Raw genomic sequence first — 19,125 nt, forward strand, 5'->3', positions numbered from 1 at the left:
CCGATGGCCTCCCCGCTCGCCCTGCTGGACCGCTCCGGCGACCAACTGCTGTTCTACGCACGGGCCCTGCTGTGGATCCCGCGGACCCTGCACCGGTACCTCAAGGAGGTGCAGCGTCTCCTCGCCGAGGTGGCCTTCGGCTCCGGCGGCCTCGGCGTCGTCGGCGGCACCATCGGCGTGATGATCGCGATGACGCTGTTCACCGGAACCGTCGTCGGACTCCAGGGCTACGCGGCCCTCGACCAGATCGGCACGGCCGCGTTCACCGGATTCGTCTCCGCCTACTTCAACACCCGCGAGATCGCCCCTCTCGTCGCGGGGCTCGCCCTCTCCGCGACCGTCGGCGCGGGCTTCACCGCCCAGCTCGGCGCCATGCGCATCAACGAGGAGGTCGACGCACTCGAGGGCATGGGCATCCGCTCCATGCCCTACCTGGTCACCACCCGCATCATCGCCGGCGTCGTCGCCATCGTCCCGCTCTACGCGATCGGGCTGCTCTCCTCCTACGTCGCCTCCCGCTACGTCACCGTCCTGTTCAACGGGCAGTCCCGGGGGACGTACGACCACTACTTCAACCTCTTCCTCTCCCCGACGGACGTGCTGCTCTCCGTGCTGAAGGTGCTGATCTTCAGCGTGATGGTGATCCTCGCCCACTGCTACTACGGGTTCCGCGCCTCGGGCGGCCCCGCCGGTGTCGGTGTCGCCGTCGGACGGTCCGTGCGCAACGCCATCGTCCTGATCAGCGTCACCGACTTCTTCCTGTCGCTGGCCCTGTGGGGTGCGACCACGACCGTGAAGGTGGCGGGGTGAGATGAGCGAATCCCGGGAACCCCGAGGACGGACGCTGCGCCGCAGACTCGCCGGAGTGGTGTTCGTGCTGGTGCCCGCCCTGCTGATCTGGCTGGCCGTCGCCGTCTACGACAAGAAGTTCACCGCGTCCGACCCGGTCGTGGTCGAGACCGACAGCGTCGGGAACCAGATGCACCCGGGCGCCGAGGTGAAACTGCGCGGCGTCGTCGTCGGCGAGGTCCGCGCCATCGACGCCACCGGCGACGGGGCCCGCCTCACCCTCGCCATGAAGCCCGGCACGCTGGACGCCGTACCCTCCGACGTCCGCGCCCAGATGCTGCCGACCACGCTGTTCGGCGAGCGGTTCGTGGCCCTGGTGCCGCCCGAGAACCCCTCGCCCGAGCCGCTGGCCGCCGGAGCCGTCATCCCCCAGGACCGCTCCGAGAACGCCGTCGAACTCCAGCAGGTGCTCGACGACGTCCTGCCGATGCTCACCGCGGTCCAGCCGCAGAAGCTCGCCGCGACCCTGTCGGCCGTCTCGCAGGCCCTGGAAGGCCGCGGGGAACGGCTCGGCCGGACGCTGAGCCTGCTGGAACGGCACCTGGAGGAGTTCAACCCGCACCTGCCCGCCCTCAACCGCGACCTCAGGGAACTCGTGAAGGTCAGCCATGTCTACGCGGACGCCGCACCCGACGTCATCACGGCGCTCACCGACTTCACCACCACCAGCGGCACCCTCGCCGAGAAGGAGGCCGAACTCGCCTCCGCCCTCGGCTCCACGACCCGGACGTCCGAGGACGTGACGGCCTTCCTGCGCGAGAACCGGGGCAACCTCATCCGCCTGGCCGCCACCGGCCGGCCGACCCTGGAACTGCTCGCCGAGTACTCCTCCTCCTTCCCGTGCACCCTGCGCACCCTCGCCGAGTTCGTCCCGGCCATGGACCGGGCGCTCGGCAAGGGCGGCGACCGGCCCGGTATCCACGTCGACGTCACCGCCGTCGCCGCGCGCGGCGCCTACCGCCCCGGCCGGGACACCCCGGTGTACGACTCCGGCGGCGGCCCGCGCTGCCCCTCCGTGCCCTACGTCGGCCCGCTGCCCCGGCCCGCCGCGCCGTCCGCCTCCGTCGCGGCCGCCGAGGACCTCGGGCCCGCCAACTCCCCGGCGGAGAACGACCTCGTCAACGAACTGCTGGCCCCCGCCGCCGGCGCGGCCCCGGGCGATCTGCCCGACTGGAGCAGCCTCCTCGCCGGCCCCGTCTACCGCGGTACGGAGGTGACCCTCGGATGACCGGCTCCGACACCGCGCACACCCGGCGCCGCCCGCTGACCGGACCGCTGCTGAAGTCCCTCGTCTTCGTGGTGGTCACCGCCCTCGCCACCACCGTGCTCGGCCTCGGCGTCGCCGGCTCGGGCTCCGGCGCCGACGTCGGCGCCGGCCGTACCTACAAGGCCCTCTTCACCGACGTCACCGGGCTCCGGGACGGGGACAGCGTGCGGATCTCCGGTGTGACGGTCGGCGAGGTGACCGACGTACGCGTCGTGCAACGGCGCCTCGCGCAGGTCACCTTCACCGTCCGCGAGGACCGCCGGCTGCCCCGCTCGACCACCGCCGCGGTGAAGTACCTCAACATGGTGGGCCAGCGCTACGTGTCGCTCGGCCGTGGCAGCGGCGACCTCGGCGGCACCCTGGAGGAGGGCGCCACCGTGCCGCTGGACCGCACCACTCCCGCGCTCGACCTGACCCTCCTCTTCAACGGTTTCAAGCCCCTGTTCGAAGGGCTCTCCCCGAAGGACGTCAACGAACTCGCCGGATCGATCGTGCAGGTTCTCCAGGGCGAGGGCGCCACCGTCGACAGCCTGATCCGCCGCATCGGCTCGCTCAGCACCACCGTCGCCGCCAAGGACGAGGTGATCGGCGCGGTCGTCGAGAACCTCACCACCGTCCTGGACACCCTCAACGACCGCGAGGACAGCTTCGACGACCTCGTCGTCACCCTGCGCGACCTCGTCTCCGGCTTCGACGAGGACCGCGAACCCCTCGGCAGGGCCGTCGCGGCCATGGGCGACCTGACCACCGTGACCGCCGACCTCCTCGACGACGGGCGCGCGCCCCTGAAGCGGGACATCCGCGAACTGGGCCGGCTCTCGCGGAACCTCGGCGAGCACACCCCGCAGATCGAGCAGTTCCTCGACCGGACCCCCGCCAAGATGACCGCCCTGGCCCGGCTGTCCTCCTACGGATCGTGGTTCAACCTCTACCTCTGCGAGGCGCGTGTGAGCGGAGTGACCACCTCCGACGGTTCCGAGCCGCCCACCGGCATCGCGATCACCGAATCGAGGTGCCGCGGATGAGACGCCCGCGCATGAAGCCGGTCAAGGACCGTGACCCCGTCGCCGTCGGCATCGCCGGCCTGCTCGCCCTCACCCTGCTCGGCGGCCTCGCCTACGGCGCGGACCGGCTGCCGTTCACCGGCGGCACCGCCTACAGCGCCGACTTCTCCGAGGCGGCGGGCCTCGACGAGGGCGACGAGGTGCGCATCGCCGGCGTCAAGGTCGGCAAGGTCACCGGTGTCGCACTGGACGGCGCCAAGGTGAAGGTCTCCTTCACGGTCGACGACGCCTGGATCGGCGACCGCACCACCGCCGCCATCGCCGTCAAGACCGTCCTCGGCGACAAGTACCTGGCCGTCGACCCCCTCGGCTCCCGCCCGCAGGACCCCGACAGCCGCATCCCGGCGTCCCGCACCACCTCCCCCTACGACGTCACCCAGGCCTTCCAGGACCTCAGCGGCACCGTCGACGCCATCGACACCCGCCGGCTCGCGGAGAGCTTCGAGACCATCTCCGACACCTTCAAGGACTCGCCTCCGCACGTGAGCAAGGCCGCCACCGGCCTGTCCGACCTGTCCCGCTCCGTCTCCGAGCGCGACGCGGAACTCTCCAGGCTCCTCAAGGGCAGCGCCCGGTTCAGCAAGACGCTGGAGAACCAGAAGTCCAGCTTCGAGACCCTCATCGAGGACGGCGGCTCCCTGCTCGGCGAGCTCAAGAAGCGGCGGGCCGCCATCAGCGCCCTGCTCAAGGGCAGCCGTGACCTCGGAACCGAACTCGGCGGACTGGTCGAGGACAACGAGAGACAGCTCGGCCCCACCCTCAAGGCCCTCGGCCGGGTGACCGGCGTCCTGGAGAAGAACAACGACCAGCTCGGCAAGACGCTCGCCCTGGTCGGCCCCTACTACCGCCTGGTCGGCAACACCCTGGGCAACGGCCGCTGGTTCGACAGCTACCTGTGCGGCGTCGTGCCCCGCGACTACCTGCCGGAGACCTCCCTGCCCGAGACCGGATGCCTGCCGCCGAAACAGCCGGCGGCGGCCCGGGGGAGTGGTGAACGATGAGCCGACGCAGAAAGATCCTCACCGGCCTGCTCGCCCTGGTGGTGCTCGCCGCCGGCGGACTGGCCGCCGCCTCGGCCCTCGCTCCCGACGGTGTCCGCATCACCGCCTACTTCGACCGCGTCGTCGGCGTCCACGCCGGCTCCGACCTGCGCATCCTCGGCGTGCGGGTCGGCGAGGTGGAGTCGGTGCGGCCGCAGGGCACCACCGTCCGGGTGGACCTCCGCCTCGACGAGGGGGTGAAGGTCCCCGAGAACGCGCGGGCCGTCGTCGTCGCGCCCAGCGTCGTCGCCGACCGTTACGTGCAGCTCACCCCCGCCCACCGCACCGGCCCCACCCTCGCCGACGGCGCCGTGCTGCCCGCCGAGCGCAACCGCGTCCCCGTCGAGATCGACCAGATCTACGACTCGATCACCGAACTCGCCGACGCCCTCGGCCCGGACGGCGCCAACGCCGACGGCGCCCTGTCCGGCCTGCTGCGGACCGGCGCCGCCAACCTGGACGGCAACGGCGAGGCCATCGGTGACGGCGTCGAGGAGTTCGGCAAGGCGGCCAGGACCCTGGACGGGAGCAGCGGCGACCTGTTCCGGACGCTCCGCAGCCTCCAGACGTTCACCACCATGCTGAAGGACAAGGACGCCGACGTGCGCACCGCGCAGGAACGCCTCGACGAGGTCGTCGTCTTCTTCGCCGACAACAAGGACGACCTCACCGGCGCGCTCGAGGAACTCGGCAAGGCCCTCGGCCAGGTGAAGACCTTCATCGAGGACAACCGGGGCGAGCTGAAGGAGAACGTCGACCGGCTCGTCCCGATCACCCGCACCCTGGTCGAGCAACGGGCCTCGCTGGCCGAGGCGCTGGACGTGGCGCCGCTGGCCGCCGGCAACGTCGTGAACGCCTACAACCCCGACACCCGCACCCTCGACGGCCGGGCGAACCTCAACGAGATCAGCATGGGAGGCCCCCTGCTGCCACTGCCCGTCACCGGCGCCTCCGCCACGAGCGGCGACGGGCCCGCGACCGGGGGGAAGGGGAAGAGATGAAGCGCGGCACACACGGCAGCCGGGCCGCCTCGCGGCTCGGACGCGGCGCGTTCACCACCGGCCGGGTCGCCGGCCTCACCGTGGGCGGACTGATCGCCCTCGGCCTCGGCTTCACCCTCGCCGTCGGCGGCGTCGCCGTCGCGCCCCGCGGCCTCGACGGCATCGAGGACCTGCCGCTGCCCGGCGGCGCCGACCTCGGTGACCGCCCCTACACCGTCACCGCCGAACTCGGCGACGTCCTGAGTCTCGTCCCGCACTCCGCGGTGCGGGTCAACGACGTCGCGGTCGGCCGGATCACCGGCATCGAGCTCGGCGACGACTGGTCCGCCCGCGTCTCCATGGAGATCAACGGCGACGTACGGCTGCCCGCCGACGCGACCGCGCGCCTGGAACAGTCCAGCCTGCTGGGCGAGAAGTACGTCCAGCTCGCTCCCCCGCCCGGCGGCGGGAGCGGCAGGCTGTCCGACGGGAGCGTCATCCCGCTGTCCCGCACCAGCCGCAACACCGAGGTGGAGGAGGTGTTCGGCGCGCTGTCCCTGCTGCTGAACGGCGGCGGCGTCAACCAGCTCAGGACCATCACGCGGGAACTCAACGCGGCGCTCGGCGGCCGGGAACCCGAGGTCCGCTCCATGCTCCGGCGGGTGAACACCCTGGTGACCGAACTCGACGACCACCGGGGGGACATCACCGACGCGCTCGACGCCGTCAACCGGCTCTCCTCCACCCTCGCCCACCGCAAGGACGACGTCGGGACCGTCCTCACCGGCCTCTCGCCCGGCCTGAAGACGCTGGAGAGGCAGCGCGGCTCACTGCTGATCATGCTGCGCTCCCTCGACACGCTCTCCGGCGTCGCCGTGTCCATCATCGACGCGAGCAAGGACGACATGATCGCCGACCTCAAGGCCATCGCGCCGACGCTGAAGGAGCTCGCCGACGCCGGCGCGGACCTGCCCGACGCGCTCCAGGTGCTGGTGACCTACCCCTTCACCGACGAGGTGCTGAACGGGGTGAAGGGCGACTACCTCAACGCGTATCTGAGCATGGTCGCCGTGCCCGGAGCCGAGGTGATCCCGCCGATCGACGCCCCGCTCCCCTCCACGGGCCCCACCGCCGCGGCCCGCGGCGGGGCGGGCGCCGCCGGTGAGGGACGCCCCTCCGGCAGGGGCGGCCCCGGGGCGGCGGACCCGGGGGACTCGTCCGCCCCCGCCCCCTCCCCGCCGCCGTCGCGGGGTTCCTCCCCGCTGCCCCTGCCCTCCGTGTCCGCGCCCACCGCCGGCGCGGACACCGCACCGGCGTCCCCGGAGGCGGGTGACGGCTCGTGATCACCCTCGCCGTACGGCTGAAGAACCTCGCCTTCCTCCTCATCGCCGTCCTCGCCCTGTCCTACCTCGGCATCCGCTACGCCGACCTCGGCCGGTACGTCGGCGTCGCCGACCACTACACCGTCGACGTGCAACTGCCGCGCACGGGCGGTCTGTTCACCCACGCGGACGTCACGTACCGAGGCGTCTCGGTGGGCCGCGTCGGTCCCATCCGCCTGACCGACGACGGGGTCGTCGCCGAACTGCGGATCAAGAAGTCCGCACCCCGCATCCCCGCCGACACCAAGGCCGTGGTCGCCGCGCTCTCGGCCGTGGGCGAGCAGTACATCGACCTGCGGCCGGAGAGCGACGGCTCCCCCTACCTGACGGACGGCACCCGCATCGACCAGGCCCAGACCCAGGTGCCCGCCCCCGTCACCGACGTCCTCGCCAGCGTCGACGACCTGGTGCGGTCGGTTCCGCAGGACGATCTGCGCACGGTCGTCGACGAGCTGGGCGAGGCCTTCGAAGGACACGGCGACGACCTCCAGGTGCTGCTCGACAGCGGCAGCGACTTCGTCAAGGCCGCCGACCGCGCCCTGCCGTCCACCACCCTGCTCATCACCGACGGCGAGACCGTCCTGCGCACCCAGGCCCAGGAGGGCGAGGCGATCCGCGGCTTCGCCCGGGGGGCGGAGGAACTGGCCCGTGCCCTCAAGGGGTCCGACGCCGACCTGCGCCGCCTCCTCGCGGTCACCCCCGAGGCCGCCACCCAGGTCAGCGGCGTGCTGCGGGACCTCGACCCGAGCCTCGGCGTCGTGCTCGCCAACCTGCTCACCACCGCCGAGGTCGCCGTCACCCGGCAGCGAGGCATCGAGGAACTGCTCGTGACGTACCCGGCGGCCGTCTCCGCCGGAGCCACCGCCGTCGACGGAGGGAAGCTGAACCTCGGCATGGCCGTCACCTTCTTCGACCCCCTGCCCTGCACGGCCGGGTACGGCGCCACGCGCTACCGCAACGGCCTCGACCTCGGCACCGCACCTCCCCTGAACACCGGCGCGGCCTGCACCGCCCCGGCGTCGACGGGGACGAACGTGCGCGGCGCGGCGAACGCCCCGAAGGGCGGCGCGGTGCCCGAACCGGCCCGCCCCGGCTCCCTGCCCTCCGGCAGCGGCGCGGCGCGGCACGGCGGCGCCGCGCTGCCCGGCGCGCTCGCCCTGCCCGGGCAGGGCGGCGAGGCGCCGCGCGACCTGACGGGCGTCCTCAGCCCGGCCGCCGGAGGCGCCCGATGAGGCGGGCCCGGATCCTCGCCGGGACGGGGCTCGCCCTGGCCCTCGGCTTCTGCGGCGCCGGTGCGTGGACGTACACCCAGGCACGCACCGACGACGGTCTCGCGTACGGCAGGGAACGGGACGCGGCGCTCGCCGACGGACGCCGGGCCCTCGCCGTGCTCACCACGATCGACGCCTCCACGCGGCAGCGCGCGGAGCGCGGCGTCCGGGAGTGGCGCGACGTCTCCACCGGCCCGCTGCGCGAGGAGCTCGGCGCCACCGGGGCCCGGACCGGGGCCTCGGCGCGCGGCACGGTCACCGAGGCCGCCGTCACCGCGCTCGACACCCGTTCCGGCACGGCGAAGCTCATCGCCACCGTCCGCGTCGAGGTCACACCGCCCGGGACGGGGAAACCGGCCGTCGACCGCAAGCGCCTGGAGGCGGTCCTGGCCCGCACGGGCGAGGACGTGTGGAAGGTGAAGGCCCTGAGTGCCGTACCGGTCGAGGGAGCCGTACCGGTCGAGGGAGAGAGGGAGGACGGGGACCGATGACACGGACGTGGCCGGCGGCCCGCAGGACAGGTGCACGAGAGCCCGGCACGGGACCGGAGGGACACGCGCAGACGGACTCCGCGAGCGCCCGCACCGGGGAAGCCGTCGTCGCGGACGCAGGCCCGGAGGGGGAGGACTCCGGCAGCGGGGGCAGGGGGACGAGGAGCCCGGGGGAGGGGCGTCACGGCGACGCGCCGGCGGATGTGTCCGTCGGGGGCGACACCGCCGGGGAGCGGTCCGCCGGGGACTTACCCGGTGACGGGTCCCGCGAGGAGTCGTCCGAGGGCGAGCCCGGTGACGGTCTCGCCCACCGCCCGGCGAACCGCCGTGCGGGGAACGGCCGTCGGCCGGGCCCGCGGCTGAGGCGGGCCGTCGCCGCGGGCGTCGCCGCGGCCCTGGTCCTCGGCGGCTGTGCCTTCCTCCACGCGGCCCACCAGCTGCGGTCGGCCGAGTCCGCCCGGAACCGGGCGCTCACCGACACCGAGGCCACCAGCCGGGTCGCCGGGGACGTCGGCAACGCCCTCGCCCGCATCTTCTCCTACACACCCGACGGCACCGCCGCCGCCGAGCGCTCCGCACGCACCGTCCTCGACGGGCGGGCCGCCCGCCAGTACGCGACCCTCTTCGACCGCGTCCGCCAGGACCTCGCCGCGCAGCGCGTCACCCTGAGCACCCGCGCCGTCCGCACCGGTGTGGTGGAACTCGACGGCGACCGAGCCCGCCTGCTGGTCTTCCTCGACCAGACCTCCCGCAGGGGCGAGGACGCGGCCACCACCGCGGCGGCGCAGCTCACGGTCACGGCACGACTCGAGGACGACCGGTGGCGGATCGTCGACATCAAGGCCCGCTGACATGCGCGAAAGACGGGAGCACCCCATGGAACGACCGGCCCGCCGCCTCGCCGCGAACCGCCTCCGGACGCCGTACGCGCCGGCTCTCGCCCTCGCCCTCGTCGCCGGCGGTTTCGCCGCGTGGGCGGGCCAGGACTGGTACCGGGCGGCCCACGACGACCGGACCGCCTACGCCGTGCAACGGGACGAGGCGCTCGCCGCGGGGGAGCAGGCCGTGCAGAACCTCAACACGCTCGACCACCGCGACCTGGACCAGGGACTCGACCTCTGGGAGGCGTCGACGACCGGGGAACTGCACGAGCAGCTCGACGCCGGCCGGTCCGACTTCGCCGAACAGGTGAAGGAGGCGAAGACCGTCAGCACGGCCCGGGTGCTGTCCGGCGCCGTCACCGAACTCGACGACCGCGCCGGCCGCGCCCGGGTGCTGGTCGCCCTGCGCGTCACCGTCGAGGCGGCCGACGGGACACGCACCGACAAGGACAGCCGCATGCTCGGCGAACTCACCCGGACCGACGGCCGGTGGAAGCTGAGCGCCCTGGGCCAGGCGCCCGTCGGCGGCGCACCGGCCGGCTGACCGGTCCCGTACCGCACGAGCCGGCCGCAGCGAGGAGGACACCCCACCATGTCGACGACCCGTCACCACATCAACCGCCAGCGACGCCGTCAGGCCCGCGTCGCCCGCCCCGCCGCGACCGCGACGACCGCCGCCCCCCGCCCGGAGGGCACGGAGGACCGCACCGGTACGCGCGGTGCGGCCGTCCGTACCGCCGTGCGGACGCCGCCCTCCCGGCGCGGGCCCGCACCGGCCACGGACGGGGGGAGCGGGACCGTCCGGTCCCGGCCGCGCCGTCCTCTGGGCCTGGCGGCGCTCTGCGCGCTGACGGTGCTCCTCGGCGCCTTCGCGGGCTACGCCCACGCGGAGGCCGAGTCGCTCCGCGCCGAGCCCGCGCGGAGCAACACGGCGTTGACCGACCTCGCCCGCACCAGCGAGATCAAGGGGCAGGTGGCCGAGGCCGTCGACCGGCTGTTCTCCTACGACCACGCCGATCCCGGAGCCTTCGACAAGGCCGCGAAGGACCTCCTCACGGGCAAGGCCGTCGCCCAGCACCGGGACCTGCTCGCCGACGTCCGGAAGCGGGCCGACGCGCGGAAGGCGGTGATCACCACGACGGTCACCGAGACCGCGGTCGAACGGATCGACGGCGACCGGGCCCGGGTCCTCGTCTACGCCGACCAGAGCAGCGTCGCCACCTCCGGCGAGCGGACGGGCGGGAAGGGCGAGGCGCGGGACGACGGCGTGTACGCGGCCGCCATGCTCGCCGTGGACACCGTGCACCGCGACGGACGCTGGCTCGTCTCCGGCCTCGACACCTTCGGCCGCGGATGACCGACGCCCGACCGCCCTCGCCACCTCGTCCCACCCGCGCCGCCCGCACCTCCTGCACCTCCTGCACCTCCGCACCACCCGCACCTCCGACGGATCCGACAGGAGTGACGCCCATGTCCGTACGCCGATCCCGACGCCGGTGCTCCGGCCGGGCCCGCAGGGGACTGCGCACGACCGTGCTCGCCGTGGCGGCCATGACGGCCCTGACCGCTTCCCAGGGACCCGGCCTCGTGGGGGACGCCATGGAGGCCCGGGCCGAACCGGTGGGCGACGACGGGGCGCCGCAGGCCGCGGGCGACCCGTTCGCCGAACTCGCGCCGCCGGGTGACGGCTCGTACCACACCGAACTCCCGCCGCTCCGCACCGCGCGGACGGCCCCGGCCTCACCGGCGCTCCACCCGGAGGTCCGCGCCCAGTCGGGCATCCCGGCCACCGTGCTGCGCGCCTACCGTGCCGCCGAGACCTCGGTCGCCAGGACGGACCCCGGCTGCCGGCTGTCCTGGGAGCTGCTGGCCGCCATCGGCAAGGTCGAGTCCGGCCAGGCGCGCGGCGGCGCGGTCGACCGGAACGGCACGACGCTCGGCCGCATCACCGGGCCGGCCCTCGACGGACGCGGTTTCGCGCTGATCCGGGACACGGACGGCGGCGCCCACGACGGCGACACCGTCTACGACCGGGCGGTGGGCCCGATGCAGTTCCTGCCGTCCACCTGGGCGAGCTGGGGCACGGACGGCAACGGCGACGGACGCGCCGACCCGAACAACATCTTCGACGCGGCGCTGGCGGCCGGCCACTACCTGTGCGCCGGCGACCGGGACCTGAGCCGCCCGGCGGACCTGGACCGGGCGGTCCTGAGCTACAACCACTCCCGTGCCTACCTGCGCCTGGTCAGGTACTGGCTGGCGTTCTACAGCCACGGGGTCCACGCCGTGCCCGACGGCGAGGGCGTCGTCCCCCGCAGCCCCGGCGCGGGCAGCGACACCCCGGCGACCGGGCCGGTCGGCGGCGGGGGCGGGGGCCGGGGTGGTGGCGGGGGCGTCGTCATAGGCCCGCAGCCCAGCCCCTCGGGCGGTCCGGGACCGTCCCCGCGCCCTTCCCCGTCCTCCCCGGACGCCTCGCCGCCGGCGTCGCCCGGTCCCAGCACGTCTCCGACCGGCACTCCGACAGATCCTCCGACGAGCCAGGAGCCCTCGGAACCGCCCGTCGAGTCCCCGACCGGGACCGCCGAGCCCTCACCGGACCCGACCAGCTCGGACCCCTGTTCCCCGGAGCCGACCGATCCCGGTCCGGAGCCCGGGCCCACGACCTCCCCGTCCGCCCCCGACGCACCCTGCCCGACCCCGACGGAGACCCCGTCCGGGCAGTAGGGGGAGACAGCCGCCGGCCGGCGCCTCAGCCCGTCCGTCCCATCCCCGCCGCGTCCGGCCAGCTCTGCGCCCCCGGCCAGCCCGTCGCCGGGGCCATGGACAGCCCGTCGGTGCCGCGCACCTGAGCCGCCGTCAGCCCGCCGCGCGCCGGCACGCCGGGCGGGGTGGGGCCGGTGGGCGCCGGGGAGGGCGCCGGCGTCGGGGCAGGCGTGGGCGCGGGCATGGGCGGAGGCGCGGGTGCGGGCGTGGGCGGCGGGAACGCGGCCGCGGGGGCGAGGGGCGGTGCGGCGGCCGGGGCGGGCTGCGCGGCCGGTTCCAGGAACGGCGCCGGCTGCGGAAGCCGCTGCGGCACGGGCTGCTGCACGGGCAGGGGTTCCGGCTGGGGCGGTCCCGCCGCGGCCGGCGCCGGCATCCCGCCGCCCGCGCCCACCGCGGGGGCGGACGCGGCGGCGGGGAGCGGCATGCCGGCGCCGACGGCCTGCGCGAGGCCGCGCGTTCCGGCCCCGTTGGTCTCGCTCACCAGGCGGTCCACCGCCGCCGTGCCCGAGCTGTAGCCGGTCCCTGTGGCCTGCCCGGGCGCGGCGGCTCCCCTCCTGGACGTCCCGTAGAGCACCTGTTCCAGGCCGGTCACCAGGCGACGTACGTCGACCTGGGGGCGCACCACGAGACGCAGGAAGCGGCTGGACGAGCCGATCTTGTTGCCGCACTCGCGCACCAGGACGCGGTGCTCGGTGAGCAGTCTGTCGCGGACGACGGTCCCCTCGGCGCCCACGGGCAGGCGCACGAAGAGGAAGTTGCCCTGGGAGGGGTAGACCGTGAGGCCGGGCAGCGAGGAGAGCCGGCCGGACATGTCCATCCGGTCGCGGCGCACCTGGTGCAGGCTCTGCGCGTACGCGGCGCCGTGCTCCTTCAGCATGAACACCACGTGCTCGGCGAAGGAGTTGAGGTTCCACTTGGGCAGCATCGCACGCACCCGGCCCGCCAGGGCGGGGTTGGCGACCAGGTAGCCGAAGCGGATGCCGTGCAGGCCGAAGTTCTTGCCGAGGCTGCGCAGCACGATGACGTTGGGGCGCAGCATCGCCTCCTGCACCACGCTCGGCTCGTTCTCCGCGTCGGCGAACTCCAGGAAGGACTCGTCGATCACCACCAGGTCCAGGTCGGCCATGGCGTCCATGAACTGCACGACCGCGTGTCTGTGCAGGAAGCCGCCGTCGGGGTTGTTGGGGTTGCAGATCACGGCGACCCGGGTGCCGCGGGCGCGGATGAAGTCGGCGTACTGCGCGAGGTCCAGGGCGAAGCCGCTGGACTCCTGGAGCGGGAACATGTCGACCCGCTTGCCGGTCTCCATCGGCTGGTCGGTCCAGCGGCCGAAGGTCGGCACCGGCACGGCGAGCGACTCGCGCACCAGCAGATGGTCGATCCAGGTGATCAGCTCGGTCGAGCCGTTGCCCATCGCCACGCACTGCGGCGGCAGCCGCAGCAGGCCGCACAGCTCGGCGGTGATGGTGTCCGCGCTGCTCGGGTAGTACGTGATGATGTCGCGCAGCCGGGCCGCCATCTCCTCGAACATGGCGGGGGTGGGGAAGTACGGGTTGCAGGGAATGCAGAAGTCCACCGGACCGGCCCCGTCGCTCTCCCTCGTCAGCGCCGCCATCGAAGGGCTGTGCGCCGCGGTGCTGCGGAACAACGAGGTGACGTTGTCGGCCAAGGGAACCTCCGTGTGCGGCGGACCCGCCGGGGACGTGACGGGCCCGTCATGCCTGGGCGGCCCGCGCGGGGGAGCACGGGCCACCCAGAACTACGGATCCGGTCCGGGGGCCGTTCAGCACGTGTGAGGAAAAGGTGAGGGCGGCCCGTGACCGTGCTCACACCGAAGCCCTCACGCCGACGTGCTCACACGAAGGCCTCACGCCGACGTGCTCACACCGGACGGCGGCTCACGTACCGAAGGTGTGCACCGTCGTCGTCCGGTACGTCTCGCCCGGCCGCAGCACGGTCGAGGGGAACGCCGGCTGGTTCGGGGAGTCCGGGAAGTGCTGGGTCTCCAGGCACAGCCCGTCGCCCTGCCGGTACACCCGGCCGCCGCTGCCGGTCAGGGTGCCGTCGAGGAAGTTGCCGGAGTAGAACTGCAGGCCCGGTTCGTTCGTCGCGATGCGCAGGGTGCGGCCGGAGGACGGGTCGCGCAGGGTCGCCACGTGCTCCGGGCGGGCGGTGACGCCCTTGTCCAGCACCCAGTTGTGGTCGAAGCCCTGCCCGTACAGCAGTTGCCGGTGGGCGGTGCGGATGTCCCGGCCGACCGGCTTGGCCCGCCGGAAGTCGAACGGGGTGCCGGCGACCCCGGCCAGTTCGCCCGTGGGGATCAGTCCCGCGTCGACCGGGGTGTAGCGGGAGGCGGCGATCGACAGCTCGTGGTCCAGGACGCTGCCGCTGCCCTCGCCGGCCAGGTTCCAGTAGACGTGGCTGGTGAGGTTGACGACCGTCGGCCGGTCGGTGACCGCCTCGTAGCCGACGCGCCAGTCGCCGCCCCGGGTGAGGGTGTACGTCACCTTGGTGCGCAGGGTGCCCGGGTAGCCCATCTCCCCGTCGACGGCGGTGTGGTACAGGCGCAGGCCGACGTCGGAGCCGCGGGTGAACGGCTCGACGTCCCAGACCCGCTTGTCGAAGCCCTGCGCGCCGCCGTGCAGGCTGTTGTCGCCGTCGTTGACGGAGAGCTGGTACCGGGTGCCGTCGAGGGTGAAGGCGCCCTTGTCGATGCGGTTGCCGTACCGGCCGATCAGGGCGCCGAAGTACGGGCTGGAGGCGACGTACTCCTCCAGGGTGGCGAGGCCGAGGGAGACGTTGGCGCGCCGGCCGCGCCGGTCGGGGACCTCCAGCGACTGGACGATGCCGCCGTAGGAGAGGACCTTCATGCGGATGCCGCCGTTCTCCAGCGTCCAGCGGTCCACCCGGGTGCCGTCGGCGAGCCTGCCGAAGAGTTCCCGGACCGGCTTCCCCCGGCCCCCGGACGAGGCGTGCGCCGTCCCGCCCAGGGTGGTGGCGGCCACCGTGGCCGCGGCGGTTCCCGCGATGAGCGTGCGTCTGTTCAGTTCCATCCGTGCCGCTCCCTGAAGGGAAGGGGCCCCGCCGTGCGGCGGGGCCCGGGCTGACTTACGAACCGACCTTGCGCTTGTTCCACACGTCGAAGCCGACCGCGGCCAGCAGGGCGAGGCCCTTGATGACCTGCTGCCAGTCGGTGCCGACGCTGAGGAGGTTCATGCCGTTGTTCAGCACGCCGAGGACGAGACCGCCGATGATGGCGCCGAGGACGGTGCCGACACCGCCGCTCATGGAGGCCCCACCGATGAACGCCGAGGCGATGGCCTCGAGTTCGAAGTTCAGGCCCGCCTTCGGCGAGGCCGCGTTCAGCCGGGCGGCGACCACCAGACCGGCCAGGGCCGCGAGCATGCCCATGTTCAGGAAGACGGAGAAGGTGACCTTCTTGTCCTTCACGCCGGACAGCTTGGCCGCCGGCAGGTTGCCGCCGATGGCGTAGATGTGGCGGCCGAAGACGGAGTTGCGCATCACGTAGCTGTAACCGACCACCAGCACGCCCAGGACGAGCAGCACGATCGGGGCGCCCTTGTAGCTGGCGAGCAGCAGGGTGACGGTGAGGATCGCGGCGGTGACCGCGACCAGCTTCAGCAGGAACAGGTTCCTCGGCAGCACGTCCAGCGAGAAGGACTTCTGCCGGCGGCGGTCACGGAGCTCCTGGAGCAGCACGGCCGCGATCAGCACCAGACCGAGCAGCAGGGTGAGGTTGTGGTAGTTGGTCTCCGGGCCGACCTCCGGCAGGAAGCCCATGCCGATCTTCTGCTCGCCCTCCGGGAACGGGCCGAGGGTCTGGCCCTCCAGGAAGATCTCCGTCAGCCCGCGGAAGATGAGCATGCCCGCCAGGGTGACGATGAACGACGGTATGCCGCCGTACGCGATGAAGAACCCCTGCACGGCGCCGGCGACCGCGCCGATGGCCAGGCACAGCAGCACGGCCAGCGGCCAGGGCATGTCGTTCTTGACCATGAGCACGGCGGCCAGCGCGCCGACGAACGCGGTCAGCGATCCCACCGACAGGTCGATGTGGCCCGCGATGATCACCATCATCATGCCGATCGCGAGGATCAGGATGTGGCTGTTCTGCAGCACCAGGTTGGAGACGTTGCGGGGCAGCAGCAGGTCGCCGTCGGTCCACACCGCGAACAGCGTCACGATCAGGCCCAGGGCGATGAGCATGCCGTACTGCCGCATGTTGCGGCGCATGCCGTTCAGGACCAGCCCCCACAGTCCGCCGTCCGCGGCCCCGCCGCCCTTGCCGGACGGCGCCGGGGCCGGCGTCTTGGCGGTCACATCCGTGCTCATCGCGTTACCTCTTTGTCCTTCGTCATCTGGCGCATCAGCGCTTCCTGCGAGGCCTCGGACCGTGTGAACTCCCCGGTCAGCCGTCCGGCGGCCATGGTGTAGACGCGGTCGCACATGCCGAGCAGCTCCGGCAGCTCGGAGGAGATGAAGACCACCGCCCGGCCCTCGGCGGCCAGCCGGTCGATGACCGTGTAGATCTCGTACTTGGCGCCGACGTCGATGCCGCGGGTGGGCTCGTCCAGGATCAGCACGTCGGGGCCCGTGAAGATCCACTTGCTGAGGACGACCTTCTGCTGGTTGCCGCCCGAGAGCTTGCTGACCGGCTCGAACACGGTCGGCGCCTTGATGTTCATGGAGGTGCGGAAGGACTCGGCGACCTTCCGCTCCTCGTGCTCGTCGACCACACCGGCCCGGGAGACCTTGCCCAGCGCGCTCAGCGAGATGTTCCGGTTGATGGTGTCGATGAGGTTGAGCCCGAAGTGCTTGCGGTCCTCGGTGACGTACGCGATGCCGTGCCGGATCGCCTCGGCGACGGTCCGGGTCCGGATCTCCTCGCCGTCCTTGAGCACCGTGCCGCCCGCGTACCGTCCGTAGCTGCGCCCGAAGACGCTCATCGCCAGCTCCGTGCGGCCGGCGCCCATCAGTCCGGCGATGCCGACGATCTCCCCGCGCCGCACGTGCAGCGACACGTCGTCGACCACCTTGCGGGACTGGTCGATGGGGTGGTGCACGGTCCAGCCGCGGATCTCCAGGGCGGGCGCCGTGCCCTCCTCCGGCCGGTGCGGAGTGCGCTCCGGGAAGCGGTGCTCCAGGTCCCGGCCGACCATGCCGCTGATGATCCGGTCCTCGGTGGTCTCCGGGGACTTCACGTCGAGCGTCTCGATGGTCCGCCCGTCGCGCAGGATGGTCACCGAGTCGGCGACCCGGCGGATCTCGTTGAGCTTGTGCGAGATGATGATCGAGGTGATGCCCTGCTTCTTCAGCTCCAGGATCAGGTCCAGGAGCTTGCCGCTGTCCTCGTCGTTCAGCGCCGCGGTCGGCTCGTCGAGGATCAGCAGGCGCACCTTCTTCGACAGCGCCTTGGCGATCTCCACGAGCTGCTGCTTGCCGACGCCGATGTCGGCGACCCGGGTCTCCGGGTGGTCGTCGAGTCCCACCCGGCGCAGCACCTCGGTGGCGTGCCTCAGCGTCTCGTTCCAGTCGATGAACCCGCGGGTGGCGTGTTCGTTGCCGAGGAAGATGTTCTCCGCGAGGGAGAGGAACGGCACCAGCGCCAGCTCCTGGTGGATGATGACGATGCCGCGCTGCTCGCTCGCCCGGATGTCCTTGAAGCGGCAGACCTCCCCCTCGAAGAGGATCTCGCCCTCGTAGGTGCCGTGCGGATGGACGCCGGAGAGCACCTTCATCAGGGTCGACTTGCCGGCGCCGTTCTCCCCGCAGACGGCGTGGACCTCGCCCTGCCGGACGGTCAGGTTGACGTCCGACAGCGCCTTGACGCCGGGAAAGGTCTTGACGATCGAGCGCATGTCCAGGACGGGTCCCGCCATGGTCGTGCCTTCCAATCCGTGTGGTCCGGCGGTTACTTGAGGTCGCTTTCCTTGATGTAGCCGGAGTCGACGACGGTCTCCCGGTAGTTCGCCTTGTCCACGGCGACCGGCTCCAGCAGGTACGCCGGCACCACCTTCGCGCCGTTGTCGTACGTCTTGGTGTCGTTGACCTCGGGCTTCTTGTCGTTGAGCAGCGCGTCGACCATGTCGGCGGCCACCTTGGCGAGTTCGCGGGTGTCCTTGTAGACGGTCATCGACTGATCGCCGGCGATGATCGACTTCACCGAGGCGACCTCGGCGTCCTGGCCGGTGACGACCGGCAGCGGCTTGTTCGCGGTGCCGTAGCCGTCCGACTTCAGCGCCGACAGGATGCCGATGGAGATGCCGTCGTACGGGGAGAGCACCGCGTCGACCTTGGCGCTCTTGTACGACTTGGTGAGGATGTCGTCCATGCGCCGCTGCGCGGTGGCGCCGTCCCAGCGCAGGGTGGTCACCTGGGTCAGCTCCGTCTGGCCGGACCGGACGACGAGCTGCTTCTTGTCGATGTACGGCTGCAGGACGTTCATCGCGCCCTGGAAGAAGTAGCGGGTGTTGTTGTCGTCGTTGGAGCCCGCGAACAGCTCGATGTTGAACGGCCCCTTCTCGCTGCCGTCCGCCAGGCCCAGCTGCTCGGCGATGTAGGTGCCCTGGAGCTCGCCGACCTTCTCGTTGTCGAAGGAGGCGTAGTAGTCGACGTTCTCGGTGCCGAGGATGAGGCGGTCGTAGGAGATGACCGGGATGTCGGCGTCGGCGGCCTGCTGGAGCACGTTGTTCAGCGACTTGTTGTCGATGGCCGCCACGATCAGGGCGTCCACGCCCTGCGTGATCATGTTCTCGATCTGGGAGACCTGCTGGTCCGGCTCGTCCTCGCCGAACACCAGCTTGGTCTCGTAGCCCTTGGACTCCAGGTTCTCGACGACGTTGTCGCCGTCGGCGATCCAGCGCTCGGAGGACTTGGTCGGCATCGCGATGCCGATGGTGGCTCCCTCGGAGCTGCCCTTGTCCTCCTGGCTGCCGCCCTCGCTGTTCTGGCCGCAGGCGGTCAGGGAGAGGGCGAGGGTGACGGCGGTGGCCGTCGCGGCGAATGCGGCTCTGCGGTTACGCATGGAGATCTTCCTTGATCGTCGGACGAGTCGAGCGGAGCGGGCGACTCGGTTCGAGTCGGTGGTGCCGTGTACGAAGCGGTGACGAGGTGTGC

At 72.5% G+C, this 19,125-nt stretch carries 17 protein-coding genes; 12 read left to right on the forward strand and 5 right to left on the reverse strand.

The features are described from left to right. Positions 1-3 precede the first annotated feature (3 nt). The 12 genes from C1708_RS22485 to C1708_RS22545 all read left to right on the forward strand — a co-directional run bounded on the left by C1708_RS22485 (position 4) and on the right by C1708_RS22545 (position 11,949). Positions 4-810 (forward strand): MlaE family ABC transporter permease, encoded by an 807-nt coding sequence (locus C1708_RS22485; protein ID WP_106414363.1) that lies wholly within the window; start codon positions 4-6, stop codon positions 808-810. Between the two features lies 1 nt (position 811). Next, positions 812-2,077, forward strand: a complete 1,266-nt coding sequence (locus C1708_RS22490) for an MCE family protein (RefSeq protein WP_106414364.1) — start codon at positions 812-814, stop codon at positions 2,075-2,077. Continuing rightward, positions 2,074-3,141, forward strand: a complete 1,068-nt coding sequence (locus tag C1708_RS22495; protein ID WP_106414365.1) for an MCE family protein — start codon at positions 2,074-2,076, stop codon at positions 3,139-3,141. Before C1708_RS22490 ends, C1708_RS22495 begins: the two co-directional genes overlap by 4 nt. Beyond that, positions 3,138-4,181, forward strand: coding sequence for an MCE family protein (locus C1708_RS22500; RefSeq protein WP_106416434.1), 1,044 nt, complete (start codon positions 3,138-3,140; stop codon positions 4,179-4,181). Before C1708_RS22495 ends, C1708_RS22500 begins: the two co-directional genes overlap by 4 nt. Further along, positions 4,178-5,221: an MCE family protein gene (locus C1708_RS22505; RefSeq protein ID WP_106414366.1), complete on the forward strand. Its 1,044-nt coding sequence runs from the start codon at positions 4,178-4,180 to the stop codon at positions 5,219-5,221. Before C1708_RS22500 ends, C1708_RS22505 begins: the two co-directional genes overlap by 4 nt. Continuing rightward, positions 5,218-6,543, forward strand: coding sequence for an MCE family protein (locus C1708_RS22510; RefSeq protein WP_106414367.1), 1,326 nt, complete (start codon positions 5,218-5,220; stop codon positions 6,541-6,543). Before C1708_RS22505 ends, C1708_RS22510 begins: the two co-directional genes overlap by 4 nt. Then, positions 6,540-7,814 (forward strand): MCE family protein, encoded by a 1,275-nt coding sequence (locus tag C1708_RS22515; protein ID WP_106414368.1) that lies wholly within the window; start codon positions 6,540-6,542, stop codon positions 7,812-7,814. The genes C1708_RS22510 and C1708_RS22515 overlap by 4 nt, the downstream gene beginning before the upstream one ends. Continuing rightward, entirely contained in the window at positions 7,811-8,344 is a 534-nt protein-coding gene (locus C1708_RS22520) for a hypothetical protein (RefSeq protein WP_106414369.1), read from the forward strand. Before C1708_RS22515 ends, C1708_RS22520 begins: the two co-directional genes overlap by 4 nt. A gap of 203 nt (positions 8,345-8,547) precedes the next feature. Continuing rightward, positions 8,548-9,195, forward strand: coding sequence for a hypothetical protein (locus C1708_RS35195; RefSeq protein WP_241911317.1), 648 nt, complete (start codon positions 8,548-8,550; stop codon positions 9,193-9,195). 25 nt (positions 9,196-9,220) lie between these two features. Next, complete coding sequence (locus C1708_RS22530; protein ID WP_106414370.1) at positions 9,221-9,769, forward strand: Rv1363c family protein; 549 nt, start codon at positions 9,221-9,223, stop codon at positions 9,767-9,769. 48 nt (positions 9,770-9,817) lie between these two features. Next, a complete protein-coding gene (locus tag C1708_RS22535; protein ID WP_106414371.1) occupies positions 9,818-10,582 on the forward strand; it encodes a hypothetical protein in 765 nt (254 codons plus the stop codon). A gap of 113 nt (positions 10,583-10,695) precedes the next feature. Beyond that, positions 10,696-11,949 (forward strand): lytic transglycosylase domain-containing protein, encoded by a 1,254-nt coding sequence (locus tag C1708_RS22545; RefSeq protein WP_106414372.1) that lies wholly within the window; start codon positions 10,696-10,698, stop codon positions 11,947-11,949. A gap of 25 nt (positions 11,950-11,974) precedes the next feature. On the opposite strand, the gene C1708_RS22550 is transcribed toward C1708_RS22545, so the two are convergent. From C1708_RS22550 to chvE, 5 genes are all read right to left on the reverse strand, one after another. After that, positions 11,975-13,657: a pyridoxal phosphate-dependent aminotransferase gene (locus C1708_RS22550; protein WP_106414373.1), complete on the reverse strand. Its 1,683-nt coding sequence runs from the start codon at positions 13,655-13,657 to the stop codon at positions 11,975-11,977. 229 nt (positions 13,658-13,886) lie between these two features. Beyond that, positions 13,887-15,041, reverse strand: coding sequence for an aldose epimerase family protein (locus tag C1708_RS22555; protein ID WP_106414374.1), 1,155 nt, complete (start codon positions 15,039-15,041; stop codon positions 13,887-13,889). A 55-nt stretch (positions 15,042-15,096) separates the two neighbouring features. Beyond that, complete coding sequence (gene mmsB / locus C1708_RS22560) at positions 15,097-16,341, reverse strand: multiple monosaccharide ABC transporter permease (protein ID WP_106414375.1); 1,245 nt, start codon at positions 16,339-16,341, stop codon at positions 15,097-15,099. After that, positions 16,338-17,888, reverse strand: coding sequence for a multiple monosaccharide ABC transporter ATP-binding protein (gene mmsA, locus C1708_RS22565; protein ID WP_106416436.1), 1,551 nt, complete (start codon positions 17,886-17,888; stop codon positions 16,338-16,340). The genes mmsB and mmsA overlap by 4 nt, the downstream gene beginning before the upstream one ends. Before the next feature lie 32 nt (positions 17,889-17,920). Next, a complete protein-coding gene (gene chvE / locus C1708_RS22570) occupies positions 17,921-19,033 on the reverse strand; it encodes a multiple monosaccharide ABC transporter substrate-binding protein (protein WP_106414376.1) in 1,113 nt (370 codons plus the stop codon). Between the last annotated feature and the right edge of the window lie 92 nt (positions 19,034-19,125).

This window comes from Streptomyces sp. DH-12 (assembly GCF_002899455.1).
In the GTDB taxonomy this organism is placed as follows: Bacteria; Actinomycetota; Actinomycetes; order Streptomycetales; family Streptomycetaceae; genus Streptomyces.